This window comes from Microbacterium atlanticum, assembly GCF_015277815.1.
Taxonomy (GTDB): domain Bacteria; phylum Actinomycetota; class Actinomycetes; order Actinomycetales; family Microbacteriaceae; genus Microbacterium; species Microbacterium atlanticum.
Genome location: NZ_CP063813.1, coordinates 3,204,759 through 3,224,072, shown reverse-complemented (window position 1 = coordinate 3,224,072; position 19,314 = coordinate 3,204,759). Strand labels below are relative to the sequence as shown.

Annotated in this window: 12 protein-coding genes; 4 read left to right on the top strand and 8 right to left on the bottom strand. The window is 71.8% G+C overall.

Going from position 1 to position 19,314, the window contains the following annotated elements:
* Window positions 1-77: 77 nt before the first annotated feature.
* Both IR212_RS14800 and IR212_RS14795 read left to right on the top strand, forming a co-directional pair.
* Window positions 78-1,142, top strand: a complete 1,065-nt coding sequence (locus IR212_RS14800; protein ID WP_194396621.1) for a nucleoside hydrolase — start codon at window positions 78-80, stop codon at window positions 1,140-1,142.
* Window positions 1,139-2,629 carry a DUF1593 domain-containing protein gene (locus IR212_RS14795; RefSeq protein WP_228479352.1) on the top strand — a complete coding sequence of 497 codons (1,491 nt, stop codon included), beginning with the start codon at window positions 1,139-1,141 and terminating at the stop codon, window positions 2,627-2,629. The genes IR212_RS14800 and IR212_RS14795 overlap by 4 nt, the downstream gene beginning before the upstream one ends.
* A 58-nt stretch (window positions 2,630-2,687) precedes the next feature.
* Here the strand turns inward: IR212_RS14795 and IR212_RS14790 are convergent, their stop codons facing one another.
* The 8 genes from IR212_RS14790 to IR212_RS14755 form a co-directional block, all read right to left on the bottom strand.
* Window positions 2,688-5,552: an alpha-L-rhamnosidase gene (locus IR212_RS14790; protein WP_228479351.1), complete on the bottom strand. Its 2,865-nt coding sequence runs from the start codon at window positions 5,550-5,552 to the stop codon at window positions 2,688-2,690.
* A complete protein-coding gene (locus tag IR212_RS14785; protein WP_194396620.1) occupies window positions 5,549-7,057 on the bottom strand; it encodes a glycoside hydrolase family 43 protein in 1,509 nt (502 codons plus the stop codon). Before IR212_RS14785 ends, IR212_RS14790 begins: the two co-directional genes overlap by 4 nt.
* A 20-nt stretch (window positions 7,058-7,077) precedes the next feature.
* Window positions 7,078-8,214 (bottom strand): serine hydrolase domain-containing protein, encoded by a 1,137-nt coding sequence (locus tag IR212_RS14780; protein WP_228479350.1) that lies wholly within the window; start codon window positions 8,212-8,214, stop codon window positions 7,078-7,080.
* Window positions 8,211-10,655, bottom strand: a complete 2,445-nt coding sequence (locus IR212_RS14775) for a beta-glucosidase (RefSeq protein ID WP_420488625.1) — start codon at window positions 10,653-10,655, stop codon at window positions 8,211-8,213. The genes IR212_RS14780 and IR212_RS14775 overlap by 4 nt, the downstream gene beginning before the upstream one ends.
* 9 nt (window positions 10,656-10,664) lie before the next feature.
* Window positions 10,665-11,507, bottom strand: coding sequence for an ATP-binding cassette domain-containing protein (locus tag IR212_RS14770; RefSeq protein WP_194396618.1), 843 nt, complete (start codon window positions 11,505-11,507; stop codon window positions 10,665-10,667).
* On the bottom strand, window positions 11,504-13,390 hold the full coding sequence (locus tag IR212_RS14765) for a dipeptide/oligopeptide/nickel ABC transporter permease/ATP-binding protein (protein WP_194396617.1): 1,887 nt from the start codon (window positions 13,388-13,390) through the stop codon (window positions 11,504-11,506). Before IR212_RS14765 ends, IR212_RS14770 begins: the two co-directional genes overlap by 4 nt.
* Window positions 13,387-14,328 carry an ABC transporter permease gene (locus tag IR212_RS14760; protein ID WP_194396616.1) on the bottom strand — a complete coding sequence of 314 codons (942 nt, stop codon included), beginning with the start codon at window positions 14,326-14,328 and terminating at the stop codon, window positions 13,387-13,389. Before IR212_RS14760 ends, IR212_RS14765 begins: the two co-directional genes overlap by 4 nt.
* Window positions 14,329-14,402: 74 nt before the next feature.
* Window positions 14,403-15,932, bottom strand: a complete 1,530-nt coding sequence (locus IR212_RS14755) for an ABC transporter substrate-binding protein (protein ID WP_194396615.1) — start codon at window positions 15,930-15,932, stop codon at window positions 14,403-14,405.
* A 195-nt stretch (window positions 15,933-16,127) separates the two neighbouring features.
* Between IR212_RS14755 and IR212_RS14750 the strand changes: the two genes are divergently transcribed.
* Both IR212_RS14750 and IR212_RS14745 read left to right on the top strand, forming a co-directional pair.
* Window positions 16,128-16,880, top strand: coding sequence for a TetR/AcrR family transcriptional regulator (locus IR212_RS14750; protein ID WP_194396614.1), 753 nt, complete (start codon window positions 16,128-16,130; stop codon window positions 16,878-16,880).
* The gene (locus IR212_RS14745; protein WP_194396613.1) at window positions 16,877-19,309 is read left to right on the top strand and encodes a glycoside hydrolase family 2 TIM barrel-domain containing protein; all 2,433 of its coding nucleotides are present in this window, start codon (window positions 16,877-16,879) and stop codon (window positions 19,307-19,309) included. The genes IR212_RS14750 and IR212_RS14745 overlap by 4 nt, the downstream gene beginning before the upstream one ends.
* Window positions 19,310-19,314: the final 5 nt, after the last annotated feature.

The window sequence follows — 19,314 nt, the reverse complement described above, 5'->3', positions numbered from 1 at the left end:
CCGCCCACCCTTCGAGAGAAATTGGTCAACCGGTGGTACAATCCGGGAGGCGATGAACGCCGCAGAAGGAGTCGAAGATGACGACCGTGCCGACACCGGCCGACACCGAGGCCGCACGCGCCGGCCGCACCTGGCAGCTGGGCGAGACGCCGTGGCAGGACCTCCCGCCGCTCGGCGCTCCCCGCGCCCGCGTGATCATCGACAACGACTTCTCGGGCGATCCGGACGACCTCTACCAGCTGGTGCACCATCTGCTGTCGCCGAGCGTCGACATCCGGCTCGTCGTGGCCTCGCACCTGCGACCGGGGGATCCGTTCGACCCGAGTGACTCCCAGGCGGGCCACGCCGCCGCCGTCGCCCGCGACGTCTTCGCTCGGATGGGACTGCAGTCCGTCGGCGTGATCGTCGAGGGCGCGAACTCGCCGCTCGCCGATGCCGCGACCCCCCGGCCGGCGCCCGCCGTCGACGCCATCATCGCCGAGGCGCTCCGCGACGACGTCGAGACGCCGCTGTTCTACCTCGCCGGCGGGGGACTGACCGACCTCGCCTCGGCATGGCTGCAGGAGCCCCGGGTGGCCGAGCGCCTCACGCTGGTGTGGATCGGGGGCGCCGAGCACGAGGGACTCGCCGTGCCGCCGCCGAACGCCATGCCGATCGAGTACAACCTGCTCATCGACGTGACCGCCGCGCAGGTCGTCTTCGGCGACTCCCGGATCCCGGTCTGGCAGGTGCCGCGCGACGTGTACCGCCAGTGCCTGGTGTCCGACGCCGAGCTGCGGCTCCGGGTCGCGGCCACGGGCCCGCTCGGCCGTCATCTCTACGATGAGGTCGCGCAGGTGATGCGGATGGTGAGCACCTTCTCCGGCGGCGCCGCCGAGACGTACGCGCTGGGCGACTCGCCGCTCGTGCTGCTGAGCGCGCTGCAGTCGGTCTTCGAGCCCGACCCCACCTCGAGCCGCTACGTCGCTCGGCCGACCCCGGCGATCGGCGACGACGGCGCCTACATCGAGGTGCCCGACGCCCGTCCGATCCGCGTGTACACGTGGGTGGACACCCGCCTCATGTTCGAGGACTTCTATCTGAAGCTCGCCGAGTTCGACAGCTGGCAGGCCGGTGCGGATGCCGCGGAGGTGACCGCGTGAGCGCCCTCGAGCCCGTCGTCTCGAGGATCCCCCGTCCGCGCACCATCGTGACGGCCGACCCGGAGCTCGACGACCTCAACTCGATGATCCGCTTCCTCCTGTACAGCAACGAGGTGGAGGTCGAGGGGCTCGTCTACGCCTCCAGTCGCTTCCACTGGCGAGGGGACGGGAGGGGGACCGAGTTCTTCCTCCCCGAGCGCGAGTACGACAAGCCGCAGACGTCCTGGCGCTGGGCGCCGAGCGAGCGCTTCATCCACGACGCGGTCGAGGCGTACGCGGAGGTCCACGAGAACCTCCGCCGCCACGATCCGCGGTATCCCGAGCCCGACGCCCTCCGCGCCGTGATCCGCGACGGGAACATCGACTTCGAGGGCGACACCTCCGCTGAGTCGCCGGGGTCCCGGCTCATCGCCGACGTGCTCCTGGACGACCGCCCGGGGCCCGTGTTCCTCCAGCTGTGGGCGGGCCCGAGCACGGTGGCGCGGGCGCTCATGTCGATCGAGGAGCGGTTCCGCGGCACCGACGAGTGGGACGCCGTGCACGCCGCGGTGTCCGCGAAGGCCGTCATCACGAAGTTCGCCTCGCAGGACGGCACCTACGACGACTACATCGCGCCCGTCTGGCCCGGCATCCGGACCATCGAGGTCGCCACGCTCGCGTGGGGCTACATGGCTCGGCGCACGGTGCGGGCCGAGGACCAGCACCTGCTCAGCGCCGAGTGGACGCGGGAGAACGTGACGGAGGTCGGGCCCCTGGGTGCGCTCTATCGGGTGTGGGGCGATGGCCGGCAGATGGTGCCCGGTGACATGACGGACTACTTCCACCTCTCCGGTCTCTCCGCCGACGAGCTGCGGGCCCAGGGCTACCAGGTCTGGATGGACCCGCAGCGGGCCGGCGAGTGGATCTCGGAGGGCGACACCACCAACATGCTGAACCTGCTGGTGCCGGGCCTGCGCGGCCACGAGCATCCGTCCTACGGCGGCTGGGGCGGGCGTTATCGGCCCACCGAGCCGGGCGCCGACACGTGGGGCCTCGTGGACGCCGCGTTCCACCCGGGCGGCGCGGAGTGGGCGACCGGCGGTCCGACCGGCGATGAGGGGTCGGTTGCGCGGTGGTTCGCCGATGCGCAGGCGGACTTCGCCGCGCGGCTTCGCTGGACCGTCACCGGCTGGGACGAGGCCAACCACCACCCCCGCCTGTCGATCGCGGGCGGGATCGACCGGGAGGCCGCGCCCGGCGACCGCGTGGCGCTGGAGGCATCCGTCACCGATCCCGACGGCGATGCGGTGACCCTGCGCTGGTGGGTCTACGCCGAGGCGGGATCGTACGTGGGCGAGGTCGCGCTCGCAGCGGACGGCGCACAGGCCGCGATCGAGATCCCCGCCGACGCCCGTCCGGGCGACACCATCCACGTGATCGCCGAGGCCCTCGACGATGCGGCGCTGCCGCTGAAGGCCTACCAGCGCGTGATCATCACGGTCCGCTGAGACGACGGCGCCGCGGCCCCCGGGTGGGAGCCGCGGCGCCGCTGTCTCAGCCGTCGGGTCAGCCGGCGGTCGCGGCGCGGATCGCCGCGTCGACGCGGTCGAGCAGATCGGGCGGCGTGAACATCAGCGCCGTCGAGGCCGAGCGGCCCGACGCCCAGACCGTCTCGGTGCGCACCGACTCCGCCCGGGCCTCGTCGGACTCCGCCAGGGTGTCCAGCAGCGCCCGGTAGGCGCGCGGGTCGTCGATGACGTCGGCGAGGGATGCCCGGAGCCCGGGCAGCTGGGGCCGCGGGGACGCCGGCTCGGCGGCGATGCGCCATTCGTGCTCCCCGGAGCCGACCTCCAGCGCACCGGTGCCGTCGTGCCCGGGCAGGTCGACCTCGGCGGTCGTGTTCGGGGGAACCACCGCGCGCACGACGATCGCATCGCCGTCACGGTGCCATGAGACGGATGCCTCGCCGTAGGGCGTGAGGTGGCGCGCCGTCGCCCGGTCGAGCGCCGGGAGCGGACGCGGGGCGATGCGCAGGCGCCGGTACCCGGGAGCCGCCGGTGCGAGACCTGCCACGCTGCGGTGCAGCCAGTCGGCGACGGCGCCGAGCGCGTAGTGGTTGAACGACGTCATCTCTCCGGGGTTCACCGTGCCGTCCGGGAGCAGGCTGTCCCAGCGCTCCCACACCGTCGTCGCGCCCATGGTCACCGGGTAGAGCCACGACGGGCACTCCGTCTGCAGCAGCAGGCGCTCGGCGGCCGCCAGATGGCCGGCTGCCGTCAGCGCGTCGGTGACGAGCGGCGTGCCGACGAAGCCCGTGCCGATGCGATATCCGCCCTCGCGCACCAGGGACGCCAGGCGGTCGGCGAGACCGGCGCGGGCGACCGGATCGGTCACGAGGTCGAACTCGAGGGCCAGTGCGTACGCCGTCGGCGCGTCGCTCATCATGCGCCCGGCGGGTGTGACGTACTCGGCGGCGAAGGCTACGCGGCTCCGCTCGGCGAGCGCCGCATAGGCGCCGGCATCCGCGTCCTTCCCGAGCAGGGCCGCCGCGTCGGCGACCTGGCGAAGCGACCGGGCGAGGTAGGCCGTCGCCACGATGTCACCGTCGACCTTGGCCCGTCCGGGCTTGTCGGGCGGTGCCGCCGGGTCGAGCCAGTCGCCGAGCTGCATGCGCCCGGCCCACAAGCCGCTGTCTCCGGCGTCGCGCAGCACCGCGTCGACCCACGACCTCATGCTCTCGTACTGGTCGCGCACCACGCCGAGGTCGCCGTAGCGCTCATGGAGGACGGTCGGGACCACGGTGGCGGCGTCGCCCCACGCGGCGGTCGGGCCGAGGCCGTCGCCGAAGGCAGGAAGCGCCGACGGCACGACCAGCGGCACGTTCCCGTTCTGCCGCGACTGCTCGAGCGCGAGGTCGCGCAGCCACGACGCGAGGAAGCCGTCGCAGTCGTAGAGGAACGCGGCCGTCGGAGAGAAGACCTGGATGTCTCCCGTCCAGCCCAGCCGCTCGTCGCGCTGAGGGCAGTCGGTCGGGATCGACAGGAAATTCCCCCGCATGCCCCACACCACGTTCTCGTGCAGGCGGTCCAGCATCTCGTGCGACGACGAGAACCAGCCGGTGCGGCGCATGTCGGTGTGCAGCACGACGGCCTCGACGTCGGCGGGGTCGACGTCGGCGCCCGTGATCTGCGCGTACCGGAAGCCGTAGAACGAGAAGCGGGACTCCAGGATGTCGTCCCCGCCGGAGAGATCGAAGGTGGCGGTGGCCCGCGCGTTGCGGAGGGGACGGAGGCCGAGCTCGCCGTCTTCCAGGACCTCCGCGTGGCGCACGACGACCCGGGTGCCGCGCTCGCCACGCACTCGCAGACGGATCCGCCCGACGAGGTTCTGCCCGAAGTCGAGGATCGTCCCGCCCGATGGGGTGGTCAGCACGCCGGCGACCGGGATCTCCTGGGTGCGACGGACCGGGGGAGCGATGCGCGCCTCGGGCGTCGGCACGGCTTCGAAGCCCGCGAGCGCGGCGGCGCCGACGCGCGCCGGCGCCCAGCCGTCGTCGTCGGTGGGGGTGCGACCGGGCTCGGACCAGCCGGGCAGCGCGCGGCGCAGGTCCTGGTGCTCGCCGGCGTAGATGCCGCTGTCGACGACCGGGCCGCCGCCCGCGGCGGTCCAGCCGTCGCCGGTGGCGGCCAGCGTCTCGACGACGCCGTCCTCGTAGGTGACGCGCAGCTGGGCGAGGAAGGACGGCTGCGTGCCGTAGACCCGGTTCGTGAAGGCGAAGAAGCCGTACTTCTCGGTGTACCAGGCGCCGGCGATCGTCGCGCCGAGGACGTTCTCCCCGGTGCGCAGCAGAGCGGTGACGTCGACCGTCTCGTGCACCAGGCGGTCGCGGTACGCGGTCCAGCCCGGCGAGAGCACGTCATCTGACACCGCGGCGCCGTTGAGCTCGGGCTCCGCGACCCCGAGCGCGGTCCAGAACAGCAGCGCCCTGGCGACGGGCCGGTCGACCGTGAAGCGGGTGCGCACGAGCGCCGGCTGAGCCTCGCGCGCCGCGTCGTCCAGGCCGATCGGCTGCGCGGTCCATTCGCCCGGAGCGAGGAAGCCCGCCTCCACGCGGAGCGGCTCGCTCCACGCCGTGCGGTCGCCCGCTGTCGACCGCGCGCGCACGCGGACCTCGCGGATCTCGTCCGGCGCGAGGGGGTCGAAAGGCCAGGCGACGAGCGCCGACTCCCCGTCGTCGAGGGGAACCGTCCGCCGGCCGTCCGTCGCCTCCGCGCTCGCCTGCAGCCACGGCTGCGCAGACGTGACCGTCCAGGTCAGGCGGGGCGTCGGCGTGGCGACGAACGGGGTGTCGTCGCGCAGCTCGGCGCGCAGCGAGGCCACGCGGGCGTCGGCCGGGTCATGGGTGCGGCGCGGGGCCGCGGCATCCGTCACTCGTCGTTCCCTTCGCTGATCCAGCGCTCCACGGCGATCCGGCCCCGCACGGCGTAGACGCCGATGACCCGTCCGGTGAAGGACTCGGTGACCTCCGACGACAGGAAGCGGCCGTCGATCTGCGCGAGCTCGACGCGCTCGCCGTCGACCGTCGCGCCCAGATGGAAGACGTCGCTGGTCGACACCAGGCCGCCGCCGGCCGCGGGCTTGCGTGAAGCGAGGTGCAGCTCGACGCGGTCGCCCGCGAGCGGATGGCGCCACTCCTGGTGCAGCCCGCCGATCCACGCGCGCGCGGTGAGCGTTCCGTCGCCCGCCTCCAACTCGATGCGGAACTGCTCGTCGTAGCGCACCGCGAGGCCTCCGACGCCGACGGCGACGTCCAGTCGCACCGTCACCTCGTTCGTCAGATGCTCCTGACGACGGCCGACGAACACGGGCTGCGCGTCGCCGAGGGTGCTGCCGTCGGCGGTCAGCACGAGGCGGCCGTCCTCGAGGGCCGCGATCTCGGAGGGCAGCCGGCGCACGCCGATCCACTCGCCGTCCAGGGCCTCCGAGAAGTCGATCTCCACGCGGGTTCCGGGCCGCGGTGCGAGCTCCACCGGCGCCACAGCCGGCCAGCCGTCGGACCAGGTGACGGGCGTCACGAACGTCTCACGCCCGAGCGCCGAGAAGGCGCGGGTTCCGCTGCGGGGGCGGACGCCGAGCAGCACGCACAGCCACTGCCCGTCCGGTCCCCGCACGAGGTCGCCGTGGCCGGTGTTCTGGACGGGGCGCGGCGTCGACCGCGCCGAGACGAGCGGGTTGCCCGGAGCGCCGGTGAACGGGCCCTCCGGGGAGTCTCCGCGCGCGACCGAGATCGCGTGGCCACGCTCGGTGCCGCCCTCCGCGATCATCAGGTACCAGTTGCCGTCCACCTCGTACAGATGGGGCGCCTCGGGGAACATCAGGCCGGTGCCCGACCACAGCGACCGCGGCTCCTCCGTGGCCCGGTGGGCGTTCAGGTCCACCTTCACCTGCTGGATGCCGAGGTGCGCGGGCTGGTTGGGGTCCAGCGCGCCGCTCAGCTGAAGCCCCGAGAAGGTGATGTAGCACGTGCCGTCGGCATCCCACGCGATGTCGGGGTCGATGCCCTCGATCGTGCCCGAGCCGTCGGCCTTGCGCAGCAGCTCGCCGTCGCTCCAGGGGCCTTCCGCATCGGTCGCGGTGAAGTGCAGCATGCCGCGCCCCATCGCATCCGTGATGACGAGGTGGAACAGCCCGCCGTGGTGGCGGATCGTCGGCGCCCACGCGCCGCCGCCGGTCGGCACACCGTCGACGCCGAGCTGGCCGGCGCGGGTGGCGACGTGCCCGATGAGCTCCCACGTCCGGAAGTCCGTCGAGCGGTGGATCGGGATGCCCGGCAGGTACTCGAACGTCGAGGTCGCCAGATAGAAGACGCCGTCCACCTCGACCACGCTGGGGTCGGGGTGGAAGCCGTTGAGCAGCGGATTGGGGAGGGCGGTCACGGGGTCCCTTCGGGAGGAGATCAGGAGGAGAGGAGGATGCCCAGCTCGCGCGCGAGCGTCACGGCGCGCGGGTCCGCACCGCCGGGCCACGGGCCGCGTGCGACAGTCCACGCGAAGGCGACGCCGCTGTCGGGGTCGACGCAGGCCAGCGCGCCGGCGGCGCCGTCGTGGCCGAACGAGCGGGGGCCGCCGAACGCCAGCTGCTGGGAGGGCTTCTGGAACACGATCGCGTGGGCGCGGTCGTGCTGGTGGAGCACCTCGTCGTAGCCGCGGATCTGCTGCTGACCGATCTCTTCGACGGTGTCGGCGCCGAGGAACGGGTCGCGGCCCTCGACGCCGGTGACGGCTGCCGCCATGAGGCGCGCGAGCCCCCGGGCGCTGCCCGCGCCCGACCCGGCGGGATGCCCGTAGCGCCAGCTGCGCGGGGAGTTGGCGAGGTCCACGTCCGCGCTCATCGAGCTGAACACGACGGGGCCGAGGGCGGAGTACTCGCGAGAGGGGGTGTCGGACACCGGCTGGATCATCGGCAGCACGTCCACCCGGCGCCGCTCGTGCTCGGCGGGGAGACCCAGGAAGAAGTCGATGCCGTGCGGCGCGCGGATCTCCTCCTCGTAGAACGCGTGCAGCGTGCGGCCGGTCACCCGGAACACCAGCTCGTCGCCCAGGCTCCCGATCGTGATGGCGTGGTACCCGAACGCGCTGCCGGGGTGCCAGAACGGGCGGCTCCCTGCAAGACGCTCGGCGGCGGCGTGGTGGTCGAGCAGCTCGTCCCAGCCGACCGGCGGAGTGGCCTGCGGGAGGCCCCCTTGGTGCGACAGCAGCTGCCGCACCGTGACGTGCTTCTTGCCCTTCGCGGCGAACTCCGGCCAGTAGTGCGCGACCGGCTCGTCGAGGTCGAGCTCGCCGCGCTCGACGAGCAGGCCGACCGCGAGACCGATGGTGTTCTTGGTCACCGAGTAGGGCACGATCACCGAGTCCTCGCTGAGGTGCGGCCCGCCCCACGCGTCGAGCACGGGCTCTCCGCGGTGGAACGCCGCGACTTGGAACGACAGGTCGGGGTCGCTCCGCAGGTAGCCGTCCAGGCGTGCCACGACCTCCGTCAGCCGGCTGTCGGCGGCGCCGTGCAGCAGGTCGGCGGTGATAGGAGCCGGGCTCACGCGGCACCGCCCGCGACGTGCCACTCGAGCGTCAGGGGCAGGTCGGCGACCGACGCTCCCGCGCGCAGCGTGTACGCGCCCGGCTCGACGACCCATTCGCCGTCCCAGTGGGCGAGCCGACGTGACGGAACCGGAACGGTCGCGGTGACCGTCTCACCCGCGTCCGCGTGCACCGTCGCGAAGCCGACGAGCCAGCGCTCGGGGCGCTCGACCTCGGACTGCGGCCGCTCGGCGTAGACCTGCACGATCTGCTTCCCGGCGCGGTCGCCGGTGTTGGCGAGGGTGATCTCCAGCGCGTCGCCGATGCGCTGCGCGGCGCCCCACGACCACGTCGTGTAGCCCAGCCCGTGGCCGAACGGGAAGGCAGGCTCGGCGCCGGAGCGCAGCCACGCGCGGTAGCCGATGTGGATGCCCTCGCGGTACTCCAGTCGTCCGTCCGTCGGGATCACCTCGGTCACGGGCACGTCCTCCAGCGCCGCCGGCCACGTGGTGGGCAGGCGGCCGCCGGGCTCGGCGGCGCCGGTGAGCACATCCGCGATCGCGTGGCCGAACTCCTGTCCCCCGAAGTAGCCCTGCACGACCGCGCCGACCTCTCCCGCCCACGGCAGCACGACCGGCGAGCCGGCGTTCACCACGACGATCGTCGGCGTCCCGGTGGCGGCGACCGCGCGGACCAGGTCGTCCTGGCGTCCCGGCAGATCGAGATCGGTGCGGTCGTAGCCCTCCGACTCGACCTTCGAGTTCGTGCCCACGACGACGATCGCGACCTCGGATGCCTCCGCCTCCGCGACCGCCCGGGCGATGAGCTCGTCGGGGTCGGTGCGCTCGGGGGCGATGCCGAGCGTGGCGCTGAGCGCGCCGGACAGAGCGCCCTCGCCCTCACGGGTGAACTCGACGCGGACGGCGATCTCCCGGCCGGCCTCGACGGGGACGGTGGCGGTGAGCGACGGCGGGTTGAGGAACGCCGCACCGAGGTCGGTGCCCTCGATCACCGGTGCGTCGTCGAGCAGCAGGCGGCCGTCGACGTACAGGCGTCCGGCGTTGGCGCCGGCGAAGCCCAGCTCGATGTCGCCGGTCTGGGTCGGCGTGTAGATCGTCTCGAAGACCACGGTGGTGCTCGCCGCGATGGGCGCGTCGCCGCCGAACCACACCAGCGCGGTCGCGCGGCGGTTCTCGGCGAAGAGCTCGGTGCCGTCGGCGTCGTAGAAGGCCACGCGCAGGCCGGCCTCTCCGGTCGCCGGGTTGCGCAGCTGGCTGAGGGGGATCTCGGCGACGCCCTCCTGCACGACGGCGCCGATCTCGTACCGGACCTCGGCGCCGGGAACGGCCGAGCGGATGGCATCGAGGGGCGACACCACCGCCTCGGGCAGGACGGTCGCGCTGCCGCCGCCCTGGGTCCGGGCCTCGAGCGCGTTGTGGCCGATGACGGCGATGCGACGGAGGGAGGCGGCATCCAACGGCAGCACGCCGTCGTTGCGAAGCAGCACCGTACCCTCGATGGCCGCCTGCCGGGCGAACGCCGGCCCGTCCAGCGGGGCCGGTTCGATCGGAGCGGCGTCGCCCAGCGCACCCACGCGCTCGGCGAGGAGCAGCAGGCGCAGCACCTTTCGGTCGAGGTCGGCCTCTGCCACGCGGCCGTCGCGGACCGCCTCGACGAGATCGGCCCATGCGGGGGCGGGACCCGGCATCGCGAGGTCCTGGGCGGCGGGCACCGCGTCGAGCGATCGCACGGCCGTCCAGTCGCTGACGACGACCCCGTCGAAGCCCCACTCCGAGTTGAGCGGCGTCTCGAGCAGGTCGTTCTCGGTCATGGTCACGCCGTCGACGGCGTTGTACGCGCTCATGATCGACCAGGCGCCCGCCTCGACGGCGCGCTCGAAGGGGGCGAGGTACAGCTCGCGCAGCGCACGGTCGTCGACCCGGATGTCGACGGTGAAGCGGTCGGTCTCGGAGTCGTTCGCGACGTAGTGCTTGGGAGTGGCGGCGACGCCGTTGTCCTGCAGACCGCGGACGTACGCGGCGGCGAGCTCCGCCGACAGCTCGGGGTCCTCGCTGAAGCACTCGAAGTGCCGGCCGCCCAGGGGCGAGCGGTGCAGGTTGATGGTCGGGCCGAGCACCACGTCGACGCCCTTGCGGCGTGCTTCGGATGCCGCCGCCGCGCCGTACCGGTAGGCGAGGCCGACGTCCCATGACGCGGCCAGGGCCGACCCCGACGGCAGGTTGAGTGACGGCTCGCGCTCATCCCACCGGGGTCCGCGGACGCCGGCGGGGCCGTCGGACAGCGTCATCGCGCGCAGGCCGATCTCGGGGAGCGGGACGGTGGTCCAGAAGTCGGCGCCCTGCACGAGGGATGCCTTCTGCTCGAGCGTGAGGCGCTCGAGCAGCGGGACCAGGTGGTCGACGGAGGCTGGTGAGGAGGTGAGGTCGGTCGTCACGGTGATTCCTTCTTGTCAGGCGGCGTCGGCGGCGGCCTGGGCGGCCAGCAGCTCCCGGCGTGCGGCGCGGCGCTGCTGCTGGTGGTCGGGGTCGGGGACGGGCGCGGCCAGGAAGAGCCGCTGCGTGTACGGATGCTGCGGACGCGACGTCACCTGGTCGCCGTCGCCGGTCTCGACCAGTTCGCCGCGGTACATGACGGCCACGCGGTGACTGATGTGGCGCACCACGGCGAGGTCGTGCGAGATGAAGAGGTAAGCGACCCCGGTGCGCTCCTGGATCTCGATGAAGAGGTCCAGCACGCGCGCCTGCGTCGACAGGTCCAGCGCCGACACGGGCTCGTCGCACACGATGAGCTTCGGGTCCAGCGCGAGGGCGCGGGCGATCGCGATGCGCTGACGCTGGCCGCCCGAGAACTCGCGCGGGAGCCGGCCGGCCGCGTTGGAGGGCAGTCCCACGCGGTCGAGCAGGTCCCTCACGCGCGACTTGGCCTCCTTCGACCCCACGCCGCGCGCGGTGAGCGGCTCGGCGAGGATCTGCTCGATGGTCAGCGACGGGTTGAGCGACGAGTAGGGGTCCTGGAAGACCACCTGGATCTCGCTCGCCAGTCCGCGGCGATCCCGCCGCGAGAGATGCCCGATGTCGCGCCCGTCGTAGACGATCGAGCCGCCCGTGACCGGCGCGAGACCCAGCACCGCCCGGCCGAGGGTCGTCTTGCCGGATCCGGACTCGCCGACCAGCCCCACCGTCTCGCCGGGGAGGATGTCGAGTGACACGCCCTTGAGCGCCTGGAACGGCTTGGCGCGGAAGCCCTTGCCGGGGTAGGCGACCTCGAGGTCCGTGATCGTGAGAAGGCTCATCGCCGTCCTCCTTCGGAGAGCGCGCCGGCGGCTGCCAGCGGGGGCCGGGCCGGACCCTCGTCGAGGATCGCGCCCAGCAGGGACTTCGTGTACGGGTGAGAAGGGTCGCCCAGGATGGTGCGGACGGGGCCCTGCTCGACGAACAGGCCCTGCTGCATGACGGTGACGCGGTCGCACAGGTCGGCGACGACGCCGAAGTTGTGCGTCACCAGCAGCATCGCCATGTGGCGCTCACGCTGCAGGTCCCGCAGCAGGTCCAGCACCTCCGCCTGCACCGTCACGTCCAAGGCGGTCGTGGGCTCGTCGGCGATGATGAGGTCGGGATCGGTCGAGACGGCTCCGGCGATCAGCACGCGCTGGGCCATGCCGCCCGACACCTCGAACGGGTAGGCGTCGAAGGTGCGCTTCGGGTTGGGGATGCCGACCCGCTCGAGCAGCGCGAGCGACTTGTCGGTGGCGTCCTTCCTGCTGAGGCCGAGGTGCTTGCGCAGCGGCTCGACCAGCTGGAAGCCGATCTTGAACGACGGGTCGAGGTTCGACATCGGCTCCTGCGGGATGTAGCCGATCCGCTTGCCGCGGATGCCCGCGTAGGTGCGCTCCGAAGCGTCCGCGAGCTGCGTGCCCTCGTAATCGATCGAACCCTGCGAGACGTGCCCGCCGCGGGGGAGCAGCCCCAGCACGGCGAAGGCGGTCTGCGTCTTGCCCGACCCGGATTCTCCGATGAGCCCGTGGATCTCGCCCTTGCGCACATCGAGCGAGACGCCGTGGACGACCTCGATGTCGGCGCCTTCGGGCTGCTGGTACGCCACGCGCAGGTCGCGGATCGACAGCACCGGCTGCGTGGGCTTCTCCGCGGTGTTCACGTCGTCGGGGTGGACGATCGTCTCGGCGACGACGGGGAGCTCGGCGGAGTCCTCGAGGGGCATCGCGTCGGCGCCTCCGGTCGCGAGCGACGTGGTGACGGCCGCGATCGAGCCCGTGGCGGTGGCGACCGCGCGGCGACGGCGACGGCGCACCGTAGCGGTGCGCTCGAGCACATCGCGCATCGCGTTGGCGAGCAGCGTCAGCGCGATGCAGGTGGTCGCGATCGCGAGGGACGGCCACACCATGAGGAGCGGAGCGCGGTAGATGTTGGCGAAGCCGTCGCTCAGCATGGAGCCCCAGGTGGGCACCGTCATGTCGCCCAGCCCGAGGAACTCCAGACCCGACTGGATGCCGATGGCGATGCCGGCGATGATCGCGGTCTGGATGATGATCGGGGCGCGGACGACCGACAGGATGTGCCGGCCGATGATCCGCATGTCGGACAGTCCCGACACGCGGGCCGCGTCGACGTACAGCTCGCTGCGCACGCCGACGACGGCGGCGTAGACGAGCCGGTAGTAGGCGGTGGAGAGGAGGATGCCGAAGATCAGCATCGACCACCACACGGAAGGGCCGAGGACGGCGCGCGCGGCGATCAGGATGACGATGCCGGGCAGCGCCATGACGAGGGACGTGAGCCACGAGGCCGCGGAGTCGAACCAGCCCTTGAAGTAGCCGGCGATCAGGCCGCCGATGACGCCGATGAGGAGCGCGGTGACGACGGCGACGGATGCCGCGGCCAGCGTCGTGGACGTCGCCCACAGCAGCCGGGACAGGACGTCACGACCGGCGCTGTCGTTGCCGAGCGGGTGCTCCGCGCTCGGCGGTGCGAGCACGAGCTGGAGCGAGGCCTGGTTCGGGTCGTACGGTGCGATGAGCGGGCCGATGAACGCGAGGAGCACGACGACGCCGAGGAAGACGAGCGCGATCAGCCCGACGGGCTTGCGCAGAAGGCGCCGGAAGAGCGACGCCTTGACGTGGGGGGTCGGGATCGCGGGCGGGACTTCGATGGCGGTCATGACAGTCGCACCTTCGGGTTGAGCGCAGCCTGCGCGAGGTCGATGAGGAGGTTGACGAGGATCACGATCACGGCGATCGCCACGACGAGGCCCATCATCACGGGGATGTCGCCCTGCAGGCCCGCCTGAACGGTGAGCTGTCCCATACCGGGGAGCGCGAAGACCTGCTCGACGATGACGGCACCTCCGAGAAGACCGATGAACTGGACGGCGAGGATCGCCAGGGCGGGACCACCGGCGTTGCGGAGCGCGTGCCGGTAGACCACGCTCCGGGTATCGAGGCCCCGGGCGCGCAGCGTGCGCACGTAGTCGCGCGACATCGCGTCGATCATGGAGCCGCGGATCTGCTGAGTGACCGCGGCGATGGCGCCGATCGACAGCGCCGCGATGGGGAGGGTCACGGAGGAGAGCCACCCCGCGAACGACTCGCTGAGGGGGACGTATCCGGTCGCCTTGAACCAGTGCAGGTTGATGGCGAAGATCAGCACGAGGTACAGCGCGATGAGGAATCCCGGGATCGCGAAGCCGAGGACCGAGATGAACTGCACGGTGCCGTCGACCGCGCCGCCGCGGCGGGCAGCCAGGACGCCGAGGATGACCGACACGATCGCCGTGACGATGGTGGTGCCGATGACGATGGACAGCGTGACGGCGAGGCGCCCGGAGAGGCTCACCGAGACCAGCTGTCCGTTGAACCAGGAGCGGCCGAGGTCGCCGGTGAGGGCGTTCGTGAGCCAGTCCAGGTACTGCACCGGGAGCGGCCGGTCCAGGCCCAGTTCCTGCGTCTTCTGGGCGACCAGCTCGGGGGTCGCATTCTGCCCGAGGATGCGCCGGGCGATGTTGGCGCTGTCGAGGTAGAGCAGGCTGAACGCGAGTGCGGAGATGACGAAGAGGAGGACGACGCCGGCGAGTACGCGTCGGACGATGAAGGTGAGCATGCTGCTGCGCTCCTGATCTCGAGAAGAGAGTGGACCGGCCCGCCCGTCGGGTCGACGGGCGGGCCGGAGGCCTGCTACTGCTTCGGCTTGAAGTCGTAGATGGCCGGGTAGGCGTTCGTCGGAAGCATCTCGACGGTGGTGTCGGCATCCGTCGCGACGCTGCCCTGCACGCGGAAGAACGGGGCGAACCACGCCTGCTCCACGATGTAGGTGTTCAGCTCCTTCGCGACCGAGGCCTGCGTCGCCTCGTCGCCGTACTGGATCTGCTTCATGTACTCGTCGACCTTGGGATCGCTGTACTTGAACGGGTTGAACACGGCGGTCGGCGCGATCATGAACTGGATAAGCTGCCAGTCGGGGTTCTGCTCGAGTGCCATGAACGACACCGGGTACTTAGGAGCCAGCAGGTCCGCGATGAAGTTGTTCGGCGCCACCTCGGTGTACTCCACCGTGATGCCCACGTCGGCCAGCTGCTGCTGGATCAGCGTCGGGGCGGCCGTTCCGAACACGCCCACGGAGGGCAGGCTGAGGGTGAAGCCGTCGGCGAGGCCGGCTTCGGCCAGCAGCTCCTTGGCCTTGTCGGGGTCATACGTGTAGTACTCGTCGAGCTCGGGGTCGTATGCGTCGCTCGCGGCCGAGAACACCTGCGTCGTGACCGTTCCCTTGTCAGCGCCGATCGCCTTGAGCAGGCCTTCGCGGTCGAACGCGAAGTTGATGGCCTGGCGCACCTTCGGGTCGGCGAGCTCGGGGGCCATGGTGCCCGCTCGGTCGAGCAGGAGCAGGCCCTGGAAGTCGAGCTCGTTCGCGTTGACCGTCCACCCCGCGCCCTCGACCTCGGCGAGGTTGTCGTTGTTCGACAGCTTGACGCCGTTCGCCTCGCCTGCCTTGATCGCGTTCAGCGCCGCGGTCGGGTCGCTGAGGACGTTGATGACCAGCTCGTCGTAGTGCTGGGCGTCGGGGTTCCAGTAGTCCTCGTTCTTCGTGTAGACGTAGCTGGTGCCCGTGACGGTCGCCGCGGTGTCGAGGACGTACGGGCCCGAGCCGACGGGGTTCGTGTCGACATCGGCGCTCTCGAACGAGGCCTCGGCACCGATGAGGCCCGGGTCGCGCGTGAGGTAGTTGAGGAATGCGGGGTCGGGCGCGCTCAGCGTGATCACGACGGTCTGGTCGTCAGGGGCTTCCATGCTCGCGATCGAGCCGAGGTAGCCGGCATCCGGCGACGTGCCGTCCTTGAACCGCTGCAGGTTCTTGACCACGACGTCGGCGGTGAGCTCCGAGCCGTCCGAGAACGTCACGTCGTCGCGGAGGGTGAGCGTGAGCACGGTGTTGTCCTCGTTGTACGCCCACTCGCTCGCGAGCCACGGCTCGATCGTGCCTTCGGGGGTCGCGAGGAGAAGCGTGTCGAAGACCGCCTGGTAGAACGGCGCGCGGTTGCCCCACTCGGCTCCCGCCGGGTCGAGGGTCGTCGGCGCGAGGATCGCCCCGAGTGTCAGCGTGTCGCCACCCGAGCCGTCGCCGGATCCGGAGTCGCCACCTGCGGCGCAACCGGTGAGGGCGAGAGCGGCGATCGCGATGGTGGCTGCTGTGGCCTTCCAACGGAACATCCTTGGTCCCTTCATCTGTGGCGATTCCCCTGCGGATCGCCTACTGCCCGGAGACGCTAACAAGAAAAACGAGTGAGCGCTAGGTTTTTGACACAAAAATCTAGCGAATACTAGAAATTCGTTATAGAACGGTCATGAAGGACCCGGCGGGCGCCGACAGAAGGTGCGCGAGACGACCCGGGATACGGTGAGACGATGACCGAGACGACCTCCGCACGGACGCGGAAGGCGACCCCCGCCGCGACGCCGCGGAAGCCCCGCGGCGAGTACGCGAAATCCAAGGAGACCCGCACGGCGATCCTCGACGCCGCACTGGAGGTGTTCGCGCAGTCGGGGTACCGCGCGGGCTCCCTCCGCGAGGTGGCCGAGCGCGTGGGCATGAGCGAGGCGGGGCTGCTCCACCATTTCCGCAGCAAGAGCGCCCTGCTGCTCGCGCTCCTCGATCACCGCGACGACCTCTCCCGCGCGAGGGTCGACTTCGACCTGCCCGACGGCGTGGAGTCGCTCCGCGCGCTCGCCGAGCTCGCCCGGTTCAATGCCGCGCAGCCGGGCATCGTCGAGCTCTACTGCACGCTCTCGGCAGAGGCGACCTCGCCGACCCACCCCGCCCACGAGTACTTCGTCAACCGGTACCGCTTCGTGCGCGACAGCATCACCGGCGCGTTCCGGCGAGTGGCCGCCGCCGGCCGGCTCGCCGAGGGCATCGACCCCGATCGCGCGGCGGTCAACACGATCGCCCTGATGGACGGTCTTCAGGTGCAGTGGCTGCTCGACCCGGCGTCGACCGACATGGCCGAGGCGCTGCACGACGTGTTCCGCAGCATGATCCGCGGCTACGACCTCGTCTCGATCGAGCAGGCGCTGGACGGCCTCGACGGCACGGCGGATGCCTCCGCGGACGGCCTCCCGGCTGCCGCAGAGACCGGCGCAGAGGAGGCGCAGGCATGATCCGGCAGCCGTTCCTCGACGGATGGACCGCCGGCCCGAAGCTCGGCGCGTTCGAGGCGCCGACGCCGGAGTCCGCGCCCCGGCCCGTGCGCCTGCCGCACGACGCGCTGCGCGACCTCCCGCGATCAGCCGACAGCGACCAGGGCGTGCACACCGGATACACGCCGGGCGGCGTCTTCGAGTACGCCCGGACGCTCGAGGTGCCCGCGGCCTGGCGCGACAGGACGGTGCGCCTGGAGTTCGAGGGCGTGTACCGCGACGCGGCGGTGTTCGTGAACGGCGACGCGGTGATCCACGAGCCGAACGGCTACAACGCGTTCGAGGCAGTGCTCGACCCGTATCTGCGCTACGGCGAGGCCAACCGCATCACCGTCGAAGCGCGGGCGCACCGCGACAGCCGCTGGTATTCCGGAGCGGGCATCTATCGCCCCGTGCACCTGGTGGTCGCCGATCCCGTCCACATCCCGCTCGACGGCACGCGCGTGACGACCCCCGACATCGACGCCGACCGGGCCGTCGTCCACATCGCCACCACGGTGCGCAACGGCTCGCGTCACACCCGCACGCTGCGCGTGGAGTGGACGGTGACCGGACACGACGGAGGCGCCGTCGCCACCGGCTCCGCACCGGTGACCGTCCTTCCCGGCAGCGACGCCGTCGCCCGCGTCCGACTGGCGGTCGAACGGCCGTCGCTGTGGAGTGAGACGTCTCCTGCCCTCCACCACGTGCACACCGCCCTCACGGCGGAGGACGGATCAGGGCTCGACACGGATGCCGCGACCTTCGGCATCCGCCGCCTCCAGGTCGACGCGGTTCGCGGCCTGCGCGTCAACGGCGAGCCCGTCGTCCTCCGGGGCGCATGCATCCATCACGACAACGGGCCGCTCGGCGCCGTCAGCCTGCCCGACGCGGAGGACCGCCGCGTGCGGCTGCTCAAGGAGGCGGGCTTCAACGCCCTGCGCAGCGCCCACAATCCCATGAGCCGCGCGATGCTCGACGCGTGCGATCGTCACGGCGTCTACGTGATGGACGAGCTCACCGACACCTGGACGCGATCGAAGGTCGCCTTCGACGCCGCGCCCGGCTTCGCCGACCGCTGGCGGCACGACGTCGACGCGCTCGTCGCGAAGGACCTCAACCACCCGAGCGTCATCATGTACTCGATCGGCAACGAGATCCTCGAGCTGGCGTCGCCCGCGGGCTCCGCCTGGAGCAGGCGCCTCGCCGAGCGGATCCGCGAGCGCGACGACACGCGGCTCGTCACCAACGGGATCAACGGGATCATCGCCAATCTCGACCGCATGCGCGAGGCGGATGCCGGCGACGAGACGGCCGAGGGCGAGGCATCCGATCCCAACACGATGATGGCGACGATGGGCGACATGATGGCCCGCGCCAACGCTTCGGAGCTCGTGACCGCCTCGACCGAGGAGTCGGCGTCGGTGCTCGACGTGGTCGGGTTCAACTACGCGGAGTCTCGCTATGAGCTCGACCGCGACCTGTTCCCGAACCGGGTCATCGTGGGCTCCGAGACCTTCCCGTCGCGCATCGAGAAGATGTGGGAGCTGGTCGAGCGCCTGCCGCACGTCATCGGGGATTTCACGTGGACCGGATGGGACTACCTCGGAGAGGCCGGCATCGGCCGGGTCGACTACACCGACGAGCCCGGCTACCGGCCGACCGGCACGGCCGGGCCTTTCCCGCACCTGCTCGCCGGCTGCGGCGACCTCGACATCACCGGTCACCGGCGCCCCGCGTCGTACTATCGCGAGATCGTGTTCGGGCTGCGCACCGAGCCGTACCTCGCGGTGCACCCGCCCCGGCACCACGGCCGACCGACCGCCACCACGCCCTGGTCGTGGGACGACTCGGTGTCGTCGTGGACGTGGGATGCCGCGCCCGGCGCGCCGGTCACCGTCGACGTGTATGCGCCGGCGGAGGAGATCGAGCTGCTGCTCGACGGCGTCTCGCTCGGCGTCGCGGCGGTGGGTGCCGAGAAGGCCTTCCGGGCGCGCTTCGAGACGGAGTACCGCCCCGGCGAGCTGGTCGCCGTCGCACGCTCCGCGGGGCGCGAGGTCGGCCGCACGGCGCTGCGGACGGCGGCGGACGTCGGCCTCATCGCGGTCGCGGAGCGGAACGAGATCTCCGCTGACGGTCTCGGCTTCGTCCGCATCGCCCTCGCGGACGCCGACGGGATCGTCGCGGGCGACGCCGACCGGGCGGTCGCGGTGACGGTCGACGGCGACGCCGATCTCGTCGGGCTCGGCACCGGACGCATCCGCACCGAGGAGTCGTTCGCCGGACCCACGGTCACCACCCACCACGGCCGGGCGCTCGCGATCGTGCGGCCGACGGGGCCGGGTCGGGCGACCGTGACGGTCACGGCCGAGGGCCTGGCCGCGGCATCCGTCAGCCTCACCGCCTCCTGAGCCCA